This window comes from Streptomyces cylindrosporus (assembly GCF_022698165.1).
In the GTDB taxonomy this organism is placed as follows: domain Bacteria; phylum Actinomycetota; class Actinomycetes; order Streptomycetales; family Streptomycetaceae; genus Streptomyces; species Streptomyces cylindrosporus.
In genome coordinates this window covers 20,206-37,076 of sequence record NZ_JALDAY010000010.1, presented here as the reverse complement: position 1 = coordinate 37,076, position 16,871 = coordinate 20,206, and the positions used below count along the sequence as shown (strand labels likewise).

The following is a 16,871-nucleotide window of genomic DNA, read 5'->3' as shown; positions in this document are numbered from 1 at the left end:
CCGTCAAGCGTCCCAGAGGGCGCCGAGGGTCAGCAGGTCGCCCCGGTACTCGATGCGGTCGGCCCAGTCCGTCGGCCAGGCCTCCGCGCCCAGGTGGGCACCCGCGAAGGCGCCGGTCAGGCAGGCGATGGAGTCCGAGTCGCCCGAGGTGCAGGCGGCCCGCCGGATGGCAGTGACGGGTTCGTCGGGGAACAGCAGGAAGCACAACAGGCCGGTGGCGAAGGCCTCTTCGGCGATCCAGCCGGCGCCGGTGGCGAGGCACGGGTCGGTGTCCGGATCGACGCCGTCCACTGCGCCGGCGAGGCGGTCGAGGATCGCCCGGCACTCGTCCCAGCCGCGCGCGATGAATTCCTCGGGGGTGCCGTCCTGACTCCGGGTCCACAGATCGCCGAGCCAACGGTGGCTGTAGTGGCTGCGGTTCTCCTCGGCGTACGTCACGAGGGACACGAGCAGGTTGCGCGGCTCGACCCCCTCGGCGAGCAGCCGTACGGCATGGGCGGTGAGGTCGGAGGCGGCGAGCGCCGTCGGGTGCCCGTGCGTCAGCGCGGCCTGCAACTGGGCGGCGCCGGAACGCTGTTCGTCGCTCAGGCCGGGCACCAGCCCGACAGGAGCCACGCGCATGTTGGCGCCGCACCCCTTGGAGCCGATCTGGCTGGCGTCCTGCCAGGGCAGGTCCGGGTCCTCCAGCAGGGCGCAGGCGCGCAGGCAGGTGTTGCCCGGGGCCCTGTTGTTGTCCGGGGAGCGGTTCCAGGCGACGAACTCCTTCCGCACCGCCTCGGCCATCCCCTCCGGCGCGAGCACGCCCCGGTCCATGGCCGCCCGCAGCCCCTTGCCGACCGCGAGGGTCATCTGCGTGTCGTCGGTGACGACGGCGGGCGTGGACAGCCGCATCTGCCGCCAGGGCCCGCACTTGGCGAGGATCGACGGTACGTCGTTGAACTCGGTCGGAAACCCGAGCGCGTCCCCCAGGGCGAGCCCGATCAACGTCCCCGTGGCGGCGCGCTTGTCGACGATCGTGACGGTCATGCGGAGCGTCCTTCCCGGTTCGGCCGGAGCAGAGGCGGCTGGAGGGTGGTGGCGGCTCCCGCGCGATACAGCGCGGCCGGCTTGCCTCGGCCACCGGTGAGCCGCGCGGCCCCCGGCACCGGCTCGACGAAACCGGGCGTGGCGAGCACCTTGCGGCGGAAGTTGGGCCGGTCGAGAGCAGTGCCCCAGACCGTCTCGTAGACGTGCTGCAGCTCGCCGAGCGTGAACTCGGCCGGGCAGAAGGCGGTGGCGAGGCAGGTGTACTCGAGCTTGGCGCCGACGCGTTCGCGGGCGTCGGCGAGGATCCGGTCGTGATCGAAGGCCAGGGGCAGTGCTATGTCACATACCACCCACCGCGCCTCCGCCGCGTCGCTCCCCCCGTGCGGCTCCGGCGCATCCGGCAGCAGCGCGGCAAAGGCGACCGACACGACCCGCATACGCGGATCGCGGTCGGGCTCGCTGTAGGTCCGCAGCTGCTCCAGATGCAGTCCGGTGACGTCCGCGAGCCCGGTCTCCTCGGCGAGTTCGCGCCGCGCGGCCGTCTCGGCGGACTCGTCCGGCTCCACGAACCCGCCGGGCAGCGCCCAGTGCCCGGCGAACGGCTCCTGACCGCGCTTCACCAGCAGGACGTGCAGGGCGCCCGCGCGGATGGTGAGGACGGCGAGGTCGACGGTCACGGCGAAGGGCTCGTAGGCGTACTTGTCGTAATCCGCCTTGTCGAACGCCATGCACCCACACCCCCTTAATAGTCATTACGACTATAAACAGCATGCCGGTGCTTCCACAAGCCCCTCGGGGGTAACCGGGCTCCCATGGGCGAGATCCTGGTGGGCACTTGTTCGTGGACGGACCGGGCACTGGTCGGCAGCGGCTGGTATCCGCCGGGCCGGCGGGACGCGGAGGGGAGGCTGCGGTACTACGCCGAGCGGTTCCCCGTGGTCGAGGTCGACTCGGCGTACTACGCGCTGCCCGGCGCCCGCAACTGCCGTCTGTGGGCCGAGCGGACGCCGGAGGGTTTCGTCTTCGACGTGAAGGCGTTCTCGCTGCTGACCGGGCATCCGACGCGCCCCGCGGCGATGCCGGACGGGCTGCCCGCCGAGCCGCGGGACCCGAAGGTGCTGGACGAGGTGTGGGCGCGGTTCACCGAGGACATCGAGCCGCTCAGGGCGGCCGGGCGGCTGGGCAGCGTGCTGTTCCAGTTTCCGCCGTGGGTCAGGCCCGGCAGGCGGGCCGGGCAGTTTCTCCGGGAGTGCGCCGAACGGACCGTCGGCTGGCCGGTGTCGGTGGAGTTCCGGCACCCCGGCTGGTGGCGTGCGGAGTGGGCGGACGCGACCCGCGCGCTGCTCACCCGCTACGACATGGCGGCCGTGGCCGTCGACATGACCCAGACGCTGCCCGGGTCGGTCCCGCCCGTCACGACGGTCACCTCGCCGCGGCTGTCGGTCGTCCGGTTCCACGGCCGCAGCGGGGCCTGGGGCTCGGGGAGCAAGGAGGACCGGTTCCGCCACGACTACCGGGAGGCCGAACTCGCCGAGTGGCTGCCCCGGTTGCGGGACCTCGCGGGACGCGTCGACGAGCTGCACGTCCTGTTCAACAACTGCTGCGGGACCGCGGCGGTCCGTGCCGCCGAGACCATGCAGGAGCTGCTCGGCGACACGGACCGCGGATCCCGCGCCCGCCCGTCGGTTCAGGCCACGGACGACGAGGCCGGCGCACCCCCGTCCCGGGCACGCGACGGCGCGAACGCCGCCACCAGCGCCCCCAGCCCGGCGGCCCCGGCCGACACCCAGAGCGCCGGCGCGCAGCCGTCCAGGAAGGACGCGGGCGAGTCGTAGCCGCCGTACTGCGTGAAGACCAGGGCGGCGACGGCCACTCCGAAGACTCCGCCCAGTTCGCGCAACGCGTTGTTCACGCCGGCCGCGACGCCCGCCTCGCTGAGCGGGACGGACGAGGTCACTGCGTTGGCGACGCTCGGGAAGACCATCGAGATGCCGATCCCGGCGATGATCAGCGGGAGGACCAACTGCCCGTATCCGACGCCGGGTTCGACCTGCCAGGCGAGCAGGGCCAGGCCCGCGCCCTGGAGCAGCAGGCCGGTCAGCATGAACGGCCGGGTGCCGAAGCGGTCCGCGAGGGCGCCCGCGGCCGGCGCGATCAGCAGCGGCATGGCGTTCCAGACGAGGATGCGTACGCCCGCCTCCAGCGGGGAGTAGCCGAGCCCGGTCTGGAAGAGCTGCGTGATCATGAAGAGGGCGCCGAGCAGGGAGCCGAAGAGGAGGAACGCGACCGCGTTGGCCGTGGAGAAGCCGCGGTTGCGGAAGTGCCCGAGCGGCAGCATCGGGTAGCGGGCGCCCCGGCGCTCCCAGGCCAGGAAGGCCGCCGTGAACACGGCTCCCACGGCCAGCGCGGACAGCACCTCGGCGCTTCCCCAGCCCACCTGCGGCGCCCGCACCGGCGCCCAGGCGAGGCCGGTCAGCCCGGCGGCCGCCAGCACCAGCCCGACGAGGTCGAGTTGCGGCCGGGTGCCGTAACTCTCGTGGAGCCTGGTGGCGGCGAGCGGCAGCATCGCGAGGCCGATCGGGACGTTCAGCCAGAAGATCCACTGCCAGGACAGGCCCTCGGTGACGGCCCCGCCGAGCACGGGCCCGGCGGCGACCCCGAGGCCGGTCACTCCGCCCCAGACACCGATGGCGACGCCCCGCTTCTCGGCCGGGAACGCCTCGCTGATCAGGGTGAGGGTGAGCGGCAGGAGTACGGCGGCCCCGGCGCCCTGCACCACGCGCGCGCCGATGAGCTGGCCCGGGCCGCCCGCGAGCGCGGAGGCGGCGGAGCCGAGGGTGAAGACGGCGAGCCCGAAGACGTACATCCGCCGCCGCCCGAAGCGGTCGCCGAGTGCGGCGCCGGTCAGGGTGAGGCAGGCGAAGACCAGGTTGTAGGCGTTGATCGTCCACTCCAGGTCCGACAGACTCGCCCCGAAATCCGCCCGCAGGGCGGGCAGCGCAGTCGACACGACCACGACGTCGAGGGAGCAGAGCAGGGCGCCGAGTCCGGCGAGGATCACGGTCCAGCCGCGTCGGGTCCGGCCCGGTTCGGCGGGTGGTTTGCGTACGGAGACACTCAGGGTGTCGGTCATGTCCGGGGGTTCCTTCCGTGAGCTCGTGAGCTGTTCCAGGTCGCTCACGGAAGGCAGACCACCCTCACCCCGGAAAGGAATCGCGCCGCCCCAGGAAGGCCAGCAGCCGCGCGTCGGGCCCCGCGTACGGCGGTACGGCCACCGGCGCGCCGAACCGCACGCCCCGGTCCTCCTCCGCGACCACGCACCGCGCCACGGGCAGCAGGTCGGCCGCGAGTGGGCGCGGTATGGGCCGGGGCCGACCGCAGGCCTGGGTCACGTCCCAGCCGTGCACGGCGATCTCCACCGCCCCCACGGCCGCCATCACCCGTACGTCCAGCGGCAGTTCGCCGACCCGCACCCGCTCCCCCGGTCCGGCCGCCCAGGCGCCGAGCACCGCGCACGCGCGCGTACGGAACGCGCACGCCGGGTCGGCGGCCCCGATCACCCTGGGGAACAGCCCGATCCGCCCGCCGGTCAGCCCCTCGTGCAGGGCGTCCAGCGAGTCGTCGAGATGCCCGAGCAGCTCCCCCAGGTCCCACTCCCCGCACGGCGTGCCCCGGTCCAGCCCGCCCGGCGCCACCTCGGCCACGCTCCCCAGCGCGTAGGCGAGCGAACGCTCCAGCAGCTCCCCGGCGTTCACGCGAGCACCCGCGGGAATCCGAAGCGTTCGACCTGGTCGAGGTCGATGAAGGCGGTGATACGGGCCACCGTGCCGCCCTCGACGGTGAGCACCTGCACCGAGTGCGCGCGCAGCACGCCGTCCACCCCGCGCACGTACATGACGACGGCCGGCTGGCCGTTCGCGCGCGTGGGCAGCATTTTGTAGCGGCCCTCGCCGTGCCCGCGCGAGCGCAGGAAGTTCAGGACGTCCTTCTTGCCGCTGAACCACTCCAGGTTGGGCGGCATCTCCAGTTCGACGCCGTCCTGGAGGAGGTCGAGCAGGGCGTCCATGTCGGCGTGCTCGAAGGCGGCCATGTACCGGTCGAGCACCTCGCGGTCGGCCGCGCCCTCGGGTTCGACCACGAGGTCCTCGTCCGGGGCGACCTCGTCGAGCCGGGCACGCGCGCGCTGGAGGCTGCTCTTCACGGCCGCCGTGGAGGTGCCGAGCACCGCGGCCACCTCGGGCGCCCGCCACGCAAGCACGTCCCGCAGGATGAGCACCGCCCGCTGCCGCGCGGGCAGATGCTGAAGCGCGGCGACCAGCGCGAGGCGCAGGCTGCCGCGGGCGGCCACCACGGTCGCCGGGTCGACGAGCGCGTCGGGCAGCGGCTGGAGCCACGGAACATCCGTCACAGGGCCCCTCAGCGGCTCCTCAGGCGCCTGTGACGGCCCCCCGAGCCCGGAGGGCAGCGGACGCCGCGCACGGCTCTCCAGCGCCGTCAGACACGTGTTGGTGGCGATCCTGTGCAGCCAGGTCCGCAGCGAGGCGCGGCCCTCGTAGCCGTCGTAGGACCGCCAGGCCCGCAGATACGTCTCCTGCACCAGGTCCTCGGCCTCGTCGACCGAGCCCAGCATCCGGTAGCAGTGCGCGAGCAGCTCCCGCCGGTACGGGTCCGTCAGGCGTACGAACTCGTCGCGGTCCGTCGTCGTCGCAGGCATGGCCATTCCTCTCGCCGGTCATGAGTACAGACCGGCGAGAGGACCGAAACGCATCGCCTAGAGGTCGACTTCCTGCATCAGCATGCCGACCTCGGTGTTCGACAGCCGCCGCAGCCAGCCCGACTTCTGGTCGCCCAGGGTGATCGGGCCGAAGGAGGTGCGCACCAGCTTCTCGACCGGGAAGCCCGCCTCGGCGAGCATCCGGCGGACGATGTGCTTGCGGCCCTCGTGCAGGGTGACCTCGACCAGGTAGTTCTTGCCCGTCTGCTCGACCACCCGGAAGTGGTCGGCACGCGCGTACCCGTCGTCGAGCTGGATGCCGTCCTTGAGCTTCTTGCCCAGGTCGCGCGGGATCGGGCCGACGATGGCGGCGAGGTAGGTCTTCTTCACGCCGTACTTGGGGTGGGTCAGCCGGTGCGCCAGCTCGCCGTGGTTGGTGAGCAGGATGACGCCCTCGGTCTCGGTGTCGAGCCGCCCGACGTGGAAGAGCCGGGTCTCCCGGTTGGTGACGTAGTCGCCGAGGCACTGGCGCCCCTCGGGGTCCTCCATGGTGGAGACGACACCGGCCGGCTTGTTCAGCGAGAAGAACTGGTACGACTGCGTCGCGACCGTCAGGCCGTCGACCTTGACCTCGTCCTTCTCGGGGTCGACGCGCTTGCCCTGCTCCAGGACGATCTCGCCGTTGACCTCGACCCTGGCCTGCTCGATGAGCTCCTCGCAGGCGCGCCGGGAGCCGTAGCCCGCGCGTGCGAGGACCTTCTGCAGGCGCTCGCCCTCCTGCTCGGCGCCCGGGAAGGTCTTGGGCAGCTTGACGTCCTTCTTGCCGGCGTACCGCTCGCGGTTGCGCTCCTCGGCCCGTGCCTCGTACTCGCGGGAGCTGCCGGGGGCCGTACGGCCGCGCCCGGTGCCCTGGCCCTGCCTGGGGCCGCCCTTGGCGCCGCCGCGCGCCGAGGCGCCGCGGCCCGACTTGGGGCCGTCCTGGGTGGCGCCGGGGCCTACGTCGTAGCGCCGCTCCTCCGGGCGCGGCTTCTTCGGCCGGCCGCCCTGCTTGTCGTCCCGGGAGTTGCCGGCGCCGCGGTAGTTGCCGCGGCCTGAGCTGCTCCCGCCGCGGCCGCCGCTGTTGCCACCACGGCTCCCGCCGTTGTTTCCGCTGCTGTTCCTGCCGCTGCTGCTTCGCATCAAAGTTCCGTCTTGTCGTCTGCGTCCTCGGAATCCGGAGCGTCCGGATCGAACGACGGGACCCCTTCCAGTGTGTCGGCCTCGATCGCCTCGGCCTCCGGGAGGAAGGGCGCGAGCTCCGGGAGCTCGTCCAGGCCGCGCAGGCCCATCCGCTCCAGGAAGTAGTTCGTCGTCGTGTACAGGATCGCACCTGTTTCGGGTTCCGTGCCCGCCTCCTGGACCAGGCCCCGCTGCAGCAGGGTCCGCATGACCCCGTCACAGTTGACTCCTCGTACGGCCGAGACGCGGCTGCGGCTCACCGGCTGGCGGTAGGCGACGACCGCGAGGGTCTCCAGGGCCGCCTGGGTGAGCCGGGCCGTCTGGCCGTCCAGGACGAGCCGCTCCACGGCCAGCGCGTACTCGGCGCGGCTGTAGAAGCGCCAGCCGCCGGCGATCAGCCGCAGCTCGAAACCGCGGCCCTGCACGGCGTACTCGTCGGCCAGCGCCCGCAGCGCGTCCCCGATCTGCCGCTTGGGCCGCTCCAGGATCTTCGCCAGGTGCTCCTCGGTCGCGGGCTCGTCCACGACCATGAGGACGGCCTCCAGGGCGGGCTTCAGGTCGAGGTCGGCGACGCCGCGGAGCCCTGCCGGGAGTTCCTCGGTCTCCTCGGTCATGCTTTCTTCTCCTCCTTGGGCTCCTCGGGCGGCCGGTCGAACTCGTCCGTCACCATCGGCGTCTCGTCCCCCTCCCCGCCGGTCCACCGCACGATCAGATCGCCGAGCGCGGTCTCCTGGTCCAGCGCGACGGCCTTCTCCCGGTACAGCTCCAGCAGGGCCAGGAAGCGCGCCACGACGGTGAGCGTGTCGTCGGTGTCCTCGACCAGCGCCCGGAAGCTGGCCTCCCCGAGCTCCCGCAGCCGCGCCACCACGATCCCGGCCTGCTCCTGCACGCTGACCAGCGGGGCGTGGATGTGGTCGACGTACACCTGCGGTTTGGGCTTGGGCTGCATCGCCTTGACGGCGAGCTTGGCGAAGCCCTCGGGGCCGATGCTGATGACGACCTCGGGCAGCAGTTCGGCGTGGTGCGGTTCGAGTCCGACGGTACGGGGGTAGCGGCGGGCCTCCTCGTCGAGGCGGGCGTTGAAGATGTCGGCGATCTGTTTGTACGCCCGGTACTGCAGCAGCCGCGCGAACAGCAGGTCCCGGGCCTCCAGCAACGCCAGGTCGGCCTCGTCCTCGACCTCGGCGGACGGCAGCAGCCGGGCGGCCTTGAGGTCGAGCAGCGTGGCCGCGACGACCAGGAACTCGGTCGTCTGGTCGAGGTCCCAGTCGGGTCCCATCGCCCGGATGTGCGCCATGAACTCGTCGGTCACCTTGGACAGCGCGACCTCGGTGACGTCCAGCTTGTGCTTGGAGATCAGCTGGAGCAGCAGGTCGAAGGGGCCCTCGAAGTTGGCGAGCCGGACCTTGAAGACACCGTCGTCGGATTCCTCGGGCTCGGCAGCCTGCGGCGCTTCCTCGGGCTGAGGCTCGGCGACCTGCGGCGCGTCCTCCGGCTGAGGCTCTGCGACCTGCGGCGCTTCCTCCGGCTGAGGCTCTGCGACCTGCGGCTCCTCTTCAGGCTCGGGCTCGACCACAGGCCTGGTCTCCGGCTCGGCCTGCGGAGCACCCGGCCCCCGGCCCAGCGCACGCCGACGGCCGGCCGCTGGGCCGGAGGCGGGCGCGTCGTTCGAGGTCATGGCCCCCGCAGGCTACCGCCTACCGCCCGCGCAGCCGGCGTACCAGGATGCTCGCGTCCCCGCGGGACTCCAGATCGGCCAGCACCACGGCGACCGCCTCGCGGACGATCCGCCCGCGGTCGACGGCCAGCCCGTGCTCGCCGCGGAGCACCAGGCGGGCGTGCTCCAGATCCATCAGCTCCTCGGCGGAGACGTACACGGTGATCTTCTCGTCGTGCCGTTCCCGCCCACTGGGGCGCCGGTTGGCGGCCCGTCCGCGCTTGCCCCGCGCCTGCGCGTTCGGGTCGGCCGGGGCAGAACCTTCCTGCGCCGGCTGACGTCGTGCGGAGCGCTCCGCGGCCGCGGCCCGGCTGCGGGACTCGCCCGCGTCGGCCGCGTCCGGCTCCGCCGCCACATGCTCCGCGCCCTCGCCGTCGCCGCCCTGCGCGGGCACCGACTGCGGCGCGTCCTCGGACGCGCTCGCGGCCGGGTCGCTCTCCCCGGCGGGCGCGGGCACCCGGGCCTCGCCGTTGGCCCCACGCCGCGGCGTGGACGGCTGGAGCGCCATTCCCCCTGTCGTACGGAAGAGTTCGTCGGCCCCCGGCAGACTCACTCGGCGTGACACCGGGCGAGCACCTCCCTGGCGAGCTGGCGGTAGGCGGCGGCGCCGACGGAGTTGGAGGCGTACGTGGTGATCGGCTCGCCGGCGACCGTGGTCTCCGGGAAGCGGACCGTGCGTCCGATGACCGTGTGGTAGACGTGGTCGTCGAACGCCTCGACCACACGGGCCAGGACCTCACGGCTGTGGACCGTGCGCGAGTCGTACATGGTGGCGAGGATCCCGTCGAGTTCCAGCTCCGGGTTGAGCCGTTCCTGGACCTTCTCGATGGTCTCCGTCAGCAGGGCGACACCGCGCAGCGCGAAGAACTCGCACTCCAGAGGCACTATCACCTTGTGCGCGGCCGTCAGCGCGTTCACCGTGAGCAGGCCCAGCGAGGGCTGGCAGTCGATCACGATGTAGTCGTAGTCGGCCATCAGCGGCTTCAGGGCGCGCTGGAGCGTCGACTCGCGGGCGACCTCGGAGACCAGCTGGACCTCCGCCGCCGACAGGTCGATGTTGCTCGGCAGCAGGTCCATGTTCGGGACAGCGGTCTTCAGGAGCACCTCGTCGGCCGCCATGCCCCGCTCCATGAGCAGGTTGTAGACGGTGAGGTCGAGCTCCATCGGGTTGACGCCGAGGCCCACCGACAGCGCGCCCTGCGGGTCGAAGTCCACGAGCAGCACGCGCCGGCCGTACTCCGCGAGCGCGGCACCCAGGTTGATGGTCGACGTGGTCTTGCCCACGCCGCCCTTCTGGTTGCACATCGCGATGATCTTCGCGGGGCCGTGGTCGGTCAGCGGGCCCGGGATCGGGAAGTACGGCAGCGGGCGCCCGGTCGGGCCGATGCGCTCACGGCGCTGGCGGGCAGCGTCGGGCGCGAGCGTGGCCGCGTACTCGGGGTCGGGCTCGTACTCCGCGTCGGGGTCGTAGAAGTGCCCTTCGGGCAGTTCGTCGTAGTCGGCGAAGTGGTTGTGGGGCGCGCCACTTCCGTCGCCGGCCATGGCGTTCACGTGATGGCCATCCATGCTCTTGTGTGCTGTCCGGATCACCTGCGGACCCGGGCTCTGTCGGGCTGCGAAGGTGCGCACAGCAACGGAGCCGACAGCCTCGAACCCCGCGGGACCCTGGTCCCCTACCGGCGTTCCTGGTTGACCACCCCCGGGAGAAAATGTCGACTCATTCACAAGTCGTCTTACCTCCTTGGTGACCAGGAAACTTCTAGACAGGTCGGCGTGGCACCATGCCGACGGTTGGCGACTCTATGGCGTGTCGGGCGTCCGCAGCAACACAATCCGCCGGACCCGGCAGGATGTGTCGGCAATGAAACATCCCTCTGTCAAGGGCGTACGGCCGTCGCACGGCAGGTTTCACCGGGGCGCGAATCGACCAAAGGGTTACGTTCGAGGCGAGTTGAGCGAGAGCCGCAAAGTGACCATACACACATCCGGCCGGACCTTGTGGGCAAGGTCCGGCCGCATGTGCGTGGTTGACGCGCCTTGTTGACGTATCGCCTTTACGAAAAGGTGACTTAGCCGTTCGGCGAGGTCACGGGTCAGCCGAGCAGCGAGTCGAGCTCCACGTGCTCCAGGCCGTGCGCCTCCGCGACCTCGCGGTAAACGACCTTGCCGTCATGCGTGTTGAGGCCCTTCGCGAGCGCCGGGTCGCGGCGCAGCGCCTCGACCCAGCCGCGGTTGGCGAGCTCGACGATGTACGGCAGGGTCGCGTTGGTGAGCGCGTAGGTGGACGTGTTGGGCACCGCGCCGGGCATGTTGGCGACGCAGTAGAAGACCGAGTCGTGCACCTGGAAGGTCGGCTCGGCGTGCGTGGTCGGACGGGAGTCCTCGAAGCAGCCGCCCTGGTCGATGGCGATGTCGACAAGGACACTTCCGGGCTTCATCCGCGCCACGAGTTCGTTGGTGACCAGCTTCGGGGCCTTGGCGCCGGGGATCAGCACCGCGCCGATCACGAGGTCGGCGTCGAGGACGGCCTTCTCCAGCTCGAAGGAGTTGGACATGATCGCCCGGACCTTGGTGCCGAAGACCTTGTCGGCCTCGCGGAGCTTGTTGATGTCGCGGTCGAGCAGCGTGACGTGGAAGCCCATGCCGACGGCGATCTGGGTGGCGTTCCAGCCGGAGACACCGCCGCCGATGACGACGGCGCGCGCGGGCTGGGTGCCGGGGACACCGCCGGGCAGCACACCGCGGCCGCCGACCGAGCGCATCAGGTGGTAGGCGCCGACCTGCGGGGCCAGCCGGCCCGCGACCTCGGACATCGGGGCGAGCAGCGGGAGCGCGCGGGAGGGCAGCTCGACGGTCTCGTACGCGATCGCCGTGGTGCCGGACTCGATGAGCGCGTCGGTGCACTCCTTGGAGGCGGCCAGGTGCAGGTAGGTGAAGAGCGTCTGGTCCTTGCGGAGGCGGTGGTACTCCTCGGCGATGGGCTCCTTGACCTTCAGCAGCAGGTCGGCGGTGGCCCACACCTCGTCGGCGGTCTCCAGGATCTTCGCGCCCGCCGACACGTACTCCTCGTCCGTGATCGACGAACCGACACCGGCGTTGCGCTCGATGACGACCTGGTGACCGTTGCGCACCAGCTCGTGCACACCGGCGGGGGTGATGGCCACCCGGAACTCGTTGTTCTTGACCTCGCGGGGGATGCCGACCTTCACGTCGATCACGGTCCTTGGCTCAGAGGGTGTGGGGCAATACAACACATACCCGGCCATGCATGAGCACACCAGGATGCACCGCAGGAGAAGGTGCGGCAGAGCCAGTTTAATGAAGGTGTTCCCGCTGTCTAGCCTTTCATTGCATCAATCTTCTGCGGATGTACTACGGATTTCGCAGGCGTCAGCGTCTTGTTTCGGGCCGTCGCCCGGATCATCGCCCTGTTCGGGGTCCTCACCGAGCAGTCGCTCGGCGGTGCCCCGGTGCAGCTGAGCGGCGGCGGGATCCCCGAGGTGCTCCAGCGTGTCCGCGAGCCGCAGCTGCAGCGCCGCCTGGAGCCGTACGTCCTCGGCGCGGCGCGCCCACTCCACGGCCTCGTGGCAGGTCCGCAGCGACTCCTCGGGCCGGCCGGCGTACTCCTGGACCCGGGCGAGCTCGCTCAACGCCCGTGCGTGGGCGGCCACATCGCCGTTCTTGCGGTGCCCGGCGACCGCGGCCCTCCAGTTGCGCAGCGCCTCGCCGTAGCGGCCCGCGTAGGTGTGCGCGGCGGCGATACGGCCGTACAGCCGGGCGGCCTCCGCGCGCTCGTCCCGGGCGAGGCGCTGGGCGAGGGCGCGGCCGAACCAGTCGGCGGCCCGGTCGTAGTCCCCGAGCTCCTGATGCGCACCGCCTACGGATTCCATTGCGCGGCCGGTTGCATACGGGTCATTTGCTTGGCGTCCGGCGTCCAGCGCCGACCGATATCGCACCAGCGCGTCGGTCGTGCGGCCGGTCTGGGCGTCGAGGTCGCCCAGGTTCAGCAGCGCCGCGGCCTTCTCGCGGGGCAGCTTCCGGCGCTCGGCGACATCGAGGACGAGCCCGTGGATGCCGTACAGGTCGGGTGCGGCGGCCTGGGTGCCGAAGTGCGCGACCATGGCCCGCACCAGCTGGGACATCAGCCGTCGGGCCAGCGTGTCGAGCTCCCCGTCGGCGACCGCGAGCCGGGCCGCCGCCAGCAGGGCGGGCCGGCGCACCCGCAGCCAGTCCTCGGCGGCCCGCGGGTTCGGGAAGCGCAGGGAGCGGGGCATGCCCTGGAGCTTCTCGCGGGCCTCGGGGTTGTCGGTCTCGGTGATCGCCCGGCACGACTGCAGCAGCCGTACCGTGCGCTCCAGCATCCGGGCGCGGGCCAGCTGGAGCTCGCCGGGGCGGTCCTGGGTCCCGGTGAGGGCCTTGAGGAACGGATACAGACAGGCCGGGACCTCGTACTGCGGCAGCGGTGAGTCCACGGCCCGCAGCAGGCCGAGGGCGACGAAGTCGTCCAGGGTGGTCCGCGCGCCGTTCACCGAGCAGCCGGCCAGCGCGGAGGCGGTGTGCGGGTCGACCAGGCCGGCCGGGGCCAGGGAGAGCAGTCGCAGTATCCGGGCGGCCGTCGAGGGCAGCGAGCCGTAGGCGAGCCGGAAGACCCGGCTGAGCGGGGTGCCGTCGTCGCCGTCCGCGTGCAGGTGCTTGGCGAGGTCGGCGACGGCCGCCTTGGGGCGGGCGGCGAGCCAGCCTCCGGCCAGCGTCAGCGCGGCGGGCTGGCCCTGGCACTCCTCGACCAGGCCCTCGGCGGCCCGCGGGTCCACGGTGATGCGGACCGAGCCGGTGTACCGGGTGAGCAGTTCGAGCGCCGACTTGGTGTCGAGGCCGCCGAGGGTGCACGGGCGGACGTCGGAGATGCCGGTGAGCGGGCCGTCGGAGACGGCGACGACCAGGCAGTCCGGGCTGTCGGGCAGCAGCGCGTCGACCTGTTCGGCGTCGGTCGCGTCGTCGAGCAGGATCAGCGTGCGGCGGCCGGCCAGGGCCGCGCGCAGCGCCTCGGTGAGGTCGTCCTCGGCGGCTCCGGCCGGGGCCGGCCGGTCGAGGGCGGCGAGCAGCTCACGGGCGGCGCGCTCGGTCGGTACGGGAGTGCCGTCGGGCTCGCTCAGCCGGGCGCGCAGCACCCCGTCGTCGTAACCGTCCGCGACCTGCCGTACGAGCTCCTCGGCGAGGGCCGTGCGGCCGGAGCCGGGGCGGCCCGCGATGAGCAGTACGCGCGCGCGTGGCGGCTTCTTCCCGGACAGGGTGTCCAGGCCCGCGCGCTCGATGTCGGCGCGCAGCTCCTTCAACTCCCGCGTCCGGCCCAGGAACTGACTGTCCGCCACAGCGTGCCCCGACAGCCGTACGCCGCCTGTGTCCACCGCCTGATCCGTCACGGGCCACGCTCCCGTCCCACCGCACGAGCAAGCCCGCCGGGACTCCGGTACCGGGCGTTAACAGAGCCTAGTTCACGCTCTGCAACGTTCCTGGTGGAGCGCGGCGGGCAGGTCCCTCGATCGGATCAGCCGATGGTCACACCGGCACGCGGAAGGAGGCGTTCAGGACTCGAACGGACGCGCGGGCCACTCCGCCTCCGCCGGGCGCAGCGCGTCGAGGCCCTCGCCCTGCTGCGCGGCGACGAGCGAAAGGACGCCCACCACGAGGCAGTTGTTGTGCAGCTCGCCCGCGAGGACGCCCCGGACGAGTTCATCGACGGGCACGCGCGCGTACTCCAGGTCGGTCTCCTCGTCCTCGACGGCGAAGCGCTCGCCCTCGGCCTCGGAGAGGTCGCGGGCCAGGAAGACGCGCACGGCCTCGTCGCAGCCGCCGGGCGTGGTGTAGACGTCGGTCAGCACCCGCCAGTCCTCGGCCTTGACGTGCGCCTCCTCGTACAGCTCGCGCTGGGCGGCGTGCAGCGGGTTCTCGCCGGGCACGTCGAGCAGGCCGGCCGGGATCTCCCACAGCTTCTGGCGCACGGGGTGGCGGTACTGGCGGATCAGCAGGACACGGCCGGCGTCGTCGAGGGCGAGCACGGCGACCGAGCCGGGGTGCACCTGGTAGTCGCGGCGGACGACGGAGCCGTCGGGCATGACCACGTCGTCGGTCCGGACGGAGGTCTTGTTGCCCCGGAAGGGGGTTTCCGTGGCCCGGATCTCCCACTCCTCGGGGGTGTCCTTGATCGTCATGCCCTGCCCTTCCCGACGTACGCGAAAAAACCGGGGCGCTCACCTTTTGAATGCGCGCGCCCCGGCCACCGTACAACTGTTGTGCTACTTCGACGTCTTCCGCTCGACCGCGGCCTTCACCAGGCCCGCGAAGAGCGGGTGCGGCCTGGTCGGGCGCGAGCGCAGCTCCGGGTGCGCCTGGGTGGCGACCAGGTAAGGGTGCGCCTCGCGCGGGTACTCCACGTACTCCACGAGCTTGCCGTCGGGCGAAGTGCCGGAGAACACGATGCCGGCCTTCTTCTCCAGCTCCGCGCGGTAGGCGTTGTTCACCTCGTAGCGGTGCCGGTGCCGCTCCTCGACGTACTCCTTGCCGTCGTAGACCTCGCGCACGATGGAGCCCTCGGCCAGCTTGGCCGGGTACATGCCCAGCCGCATCGTGCCGCCCATGTCGCCCTCGCCGGCCACGATGTCGAGCTGCTCGGCCATGGTGGAGATGACCGGGTGGCCGGTGGCGGAGTCGAACTCGGTGGAGTTGGCGTCGGTGATGCCGGCGAGGTTGCGCGCGGCCTCGATCACGATGCACTGCAGGCCCAGGCAGAGGCCGAGCAGCGGGATCTTGTTCTCGCGGGCGTACTTGATCGCGCCGACCTTGCCGAGCACCCCGCGGTCGCCGAAGCCGCCCGGGATGCAGATGCCGTCGACGTCCTCCAGCTGGGCCTTGGCGCCGGCCGGGGTCTTGCAGTCGTCGGAGGTGACCCACTTGATCTTCACGCGGGCCCGGTTGGCGAAGCCGCCGGCGCGCAGCGCCTCGGTGACCGAGAGGTAGGCGTCGGGCAGGTCGATGTACTTGCCGACCAGGGCGAGGGTGATCTCGTGGTCGGGCTTGTGGACGCGGTCGAGCAGGTCGTCCCAGGTCGTCCAGTCCACGTCGCGGAACGGCAGGTCCAGCTTGCGGACGACATAGGCGTCCAGGCCCTCGCCGTGCACGGTCTTCGGGATGTCGTAGATCGAGCGGGCGTCGGGGCAGGCGACCACGGCGGCCTCGTCGACGTCGCACATCAGGGAGATCTTGCGCTTGATCGCGGTGGGCACCTCGCGGTCGCAGCGCAGCACGATGGCGTCCGGCTGGATACCGATGTTCCGCAGCGCCGCAACCGAGTGCTGGGTCGGCTTCGTCTTCAGCTCTCCCGACGGGCCGATGTACGGGAGGAGGGAGATGTGGACCACGAACACGTTGTCCCGGCCGACCTCGTGCCGGACCTGGCGGACCGTCTCCAGGAACGGCAGCGACTCGATGTCGCCGACCGTGCCGCCGACCTCGGTGATCACCACGTCGACCTCGTCCGTCGCCATACGGCGGATGCGGTGCTTGATCTCGTTGGTGATGTGCGGGATGACCTGCACGGTGTCGCCGAGGTACTCGCCGCGCCGCTCCTTGGCGATCACCGTCGAGTAGACCTGGCCCGTGGTGACGTTGGCGGAGCCGTCCAGGTCACGGTCGAGGAAGCGCTCGTAGTGGCCGATGTCCAGGTCGGTCTCGGCGCCGTCGTTGGTGACGAAGACCTCACCGTGCTGGAAGGGGTTCATCGTGCCCGGGTCGACGTTCAGGTACGGGTCGAGCTTCTGCATGACGACGCGCAGGCCGCGGGCCTTGAGCAGCATCCCGAGGCTGGAGGCCGTGAGGCCCTTGCCGAGCGAGGAGGCGACACCCCCGGTGACGAAGATGTGCTTGGTCGTCGTAGATTTCGGCGGCATGGCCAAGAGGGGGCTCCCGTGGTCGCGGTCTGGGGTGCGGTTCCGGGGTTTTCTCGCCCACCGGTCCACGGGCTACCAGGGTATCAGCGACGAGGACCGATGGCTTCCGGCCACGCTCTGCGCACACGTCGACACGAACCCGCGCGACCTCACCGGTTTCTCACCCGGCGCTCACCCGATCGGCCGATCCGGGTTGCCCGGAGCGGCACACAGATCATCTACGTGCGTCGTATCCTGCTCGGACACTCGCTGC

At 71.6% G+C, this 16,871-nt stretch carries 14 protein-coding genes and 1 pseudogene; 1 reads left to right on the top strand and 14 read right to left on the bottom strand.

The genetic code is table 11. The features are described from left to right. Positions 1–3: 3 nt before the first annotated feature. The gene (locus MQP27_RS31040; RefSeq protein WP_242769609.1) at positions 4–1,026 is read right to left on the bottom strand and encodes an ADP-ribosylglycohydrolase family protein; all 1,023 of its coding nucleotides are present in this window, start codon (positions 1,024–1,026) and stop codon (positions 4–6) included. Beyond that, the gene (locus MQP27_RS31035; protein ID WP_242769593.1) at positions 1,023–1,754 is read right to left on the bottom strand and encodes an NUDIX hydrolase; all 732 of its coding nucleotides are present in this window, start codon (positions 1,752–1,754) and stop codon (positions 1,023–1,025) included. Before MQP27_RS31035 ends, MQP27_RS31040 begins: the two co-directional genes overlap by 4 nt. An 84-nt stretch (positions 1,755–1,838) precedes the next feature. Here MQP27_RS31035 and MQP27_RS31030 point away from each other — a divergent pair. Continuing rightward, positions 1,839–2,633: pseudogene (locus MQP27_RS31030) on the top strand (DUF72 domain-containing protein); the annotation flags it as partial. Positions 2,634–2,713: 80 nt separating this feature from the next. Here MQP27_RS31030 and MQP27_RS31025 read toward each other — a convergent pair. From MQP27_RS31025 to pyrG, 12 genes are all read right to left on the bottom strand, one after another. Next, positions 2,714–4,159, bottom strand: a complete 1,446-nt coding sequence (locus tag MQP27_RS31025) for an MFS transporter (protein WP_242769590.1) — start codon at positions 4,157–4,159, stop codon at positions 2,714–2,716. A gap of 64 nt (positions 4,160–4,223) precedes the next feature. Next, positions 4,224–4,781, bottom strand: a complete 558-nt coding sequence (locus MQP27_RS31020; RefSeq protein ID WP_242769587.1) for a TIGR03086 family metal-binding protein — start codon at positions 4,779–4,781, stop codon at positions 4,224–4,226. Continuing rightward, on the bottom strand, positions 4,778–5,740 hold the full coding sequence (locus tag MQP27_RS31015; protein WP_242769584.1) for a sigma-70 family RNA polymerase sigma factor: 963 nt from the start codon (positions 5,738–5,740) through the stop codon (positions 4,778–4,780). Before MQP27_RS31015 ends, MQP27_RS31020 begins: the two co-directional genes overlap by 4 nt. Positions 5,741–5,797: 57 nt before the next feature. Beyond that, entirely contained in the window at positions 5,798–6,919 is a 1,122-nt protein-coding gene (locus tag MQP27_RS31010) for a pseudouridine synthase (protein WP_242769581.1), read from the bottom strand. Continuing rightward, the gene (scpB, locus tag MQP27_RS31005) at positions 6,919–7,572 is read right to left on the bottom strand and encodes an SMC-Scp complex subunit ScpB (protein ID WP_242769578.1); all 654 of its coding nucleotides are present in this window, start codon (positions 7,570–7,572) and stop codon (positions 6,919–6,921) included. The genes MQP27_RS31010 and scpB overlap by 1 nt, the downstream gene beginning before the upstream one ends. Next, positions 7,569–8,636, bottom strand: coding sequence for a segregation and condensation protein A (locus MQP27_RS31000; RefSeq protein WP_242769575.1), 1,068 nt, complete (start codon positions 8,634–8,636; stop codon positions 7,569–7,571). Before MQP27_RS31000 ends, scpB begins: the two co-directional genes overlap by 4 nt. A gap of 19 nt (positions 8,637–8,655) precedes the next feature. Next, positions 8,656–9,240 carry a hypothetical protein gene (locus MQP27_RS30995; protein ID WP_242769572.1) on the bottom strand — a complete coding sequence of 195 codons (585 nt, stop codon included), beginning with the start codon at positions 9,238–9,240 and terminating at the stop codon, positions 8,656–8,658. After that, on the bottom strand, positions 9,225–10,217 hold the full coding sequence (locus MQP27_RS30990) for a ParA family protein (RefSeq protein ID WP_278196802.1): 993 nt from the start codon (positions 10,215–10,217) through the stop codon (positions 9,225–9,227). The genes MQP27_RS30995 and MQP27_RS30990 overlap by 16 nt, the downstream gene beginning before the upstream one ends. Positions 10,218–10,768: 551 nt before the next feature. Further along, a complete protein-coding gene (ald, locus tag MQP27_RS30985; RefSeq protein WP_242771244.1) occupies positions 10,769–11,884 on the bottom strand; it encodes an alanine dehydrogenase in 1,116 nt (371 codons plus the stop codon). A gap of 144 nt (positions 11,885–12,028) precedes the next feature. Continuing rightward, positions 12,029–14,095, bottom strand: coding sequence for a tetratricopeptide repeat protein (locus MQP27_RS30980; protein WP_242769566.1), 2,067 nt, complete (start codon positions 14,093–14,095; stop codon positions 12,029–12,031). 162 nt (positions 14,096–14,257) lie between these two features. Next, the gene (locus MQP27_RS30975) at positions 14,258–14,884 is read right to left on the bottom strand and encodes an NUDIX domain-containing protein (protein WP_242769563.1); all 627 of its coding nucleotides are present in this window, start codon (positions 14,882–14,884) and stop codon (positions 14,258–14,260) included. An 84-nt stretch (positions 14,885–14,968) separates the two neighbouring features. Next, positions 14,969–16,618 (bottom strand): CTP synthase, encoded by a 1,650-nt coding sequence (gene pyrG / locus MQP27_RS30970; RefSeq protein WP_242769560.1) that lies wholly within the window; start codon positions 16,616–16,618, stop codon positions 14,969–14,971. Positions 16,619–16,871: the final 253 nt, after the last annotated feature.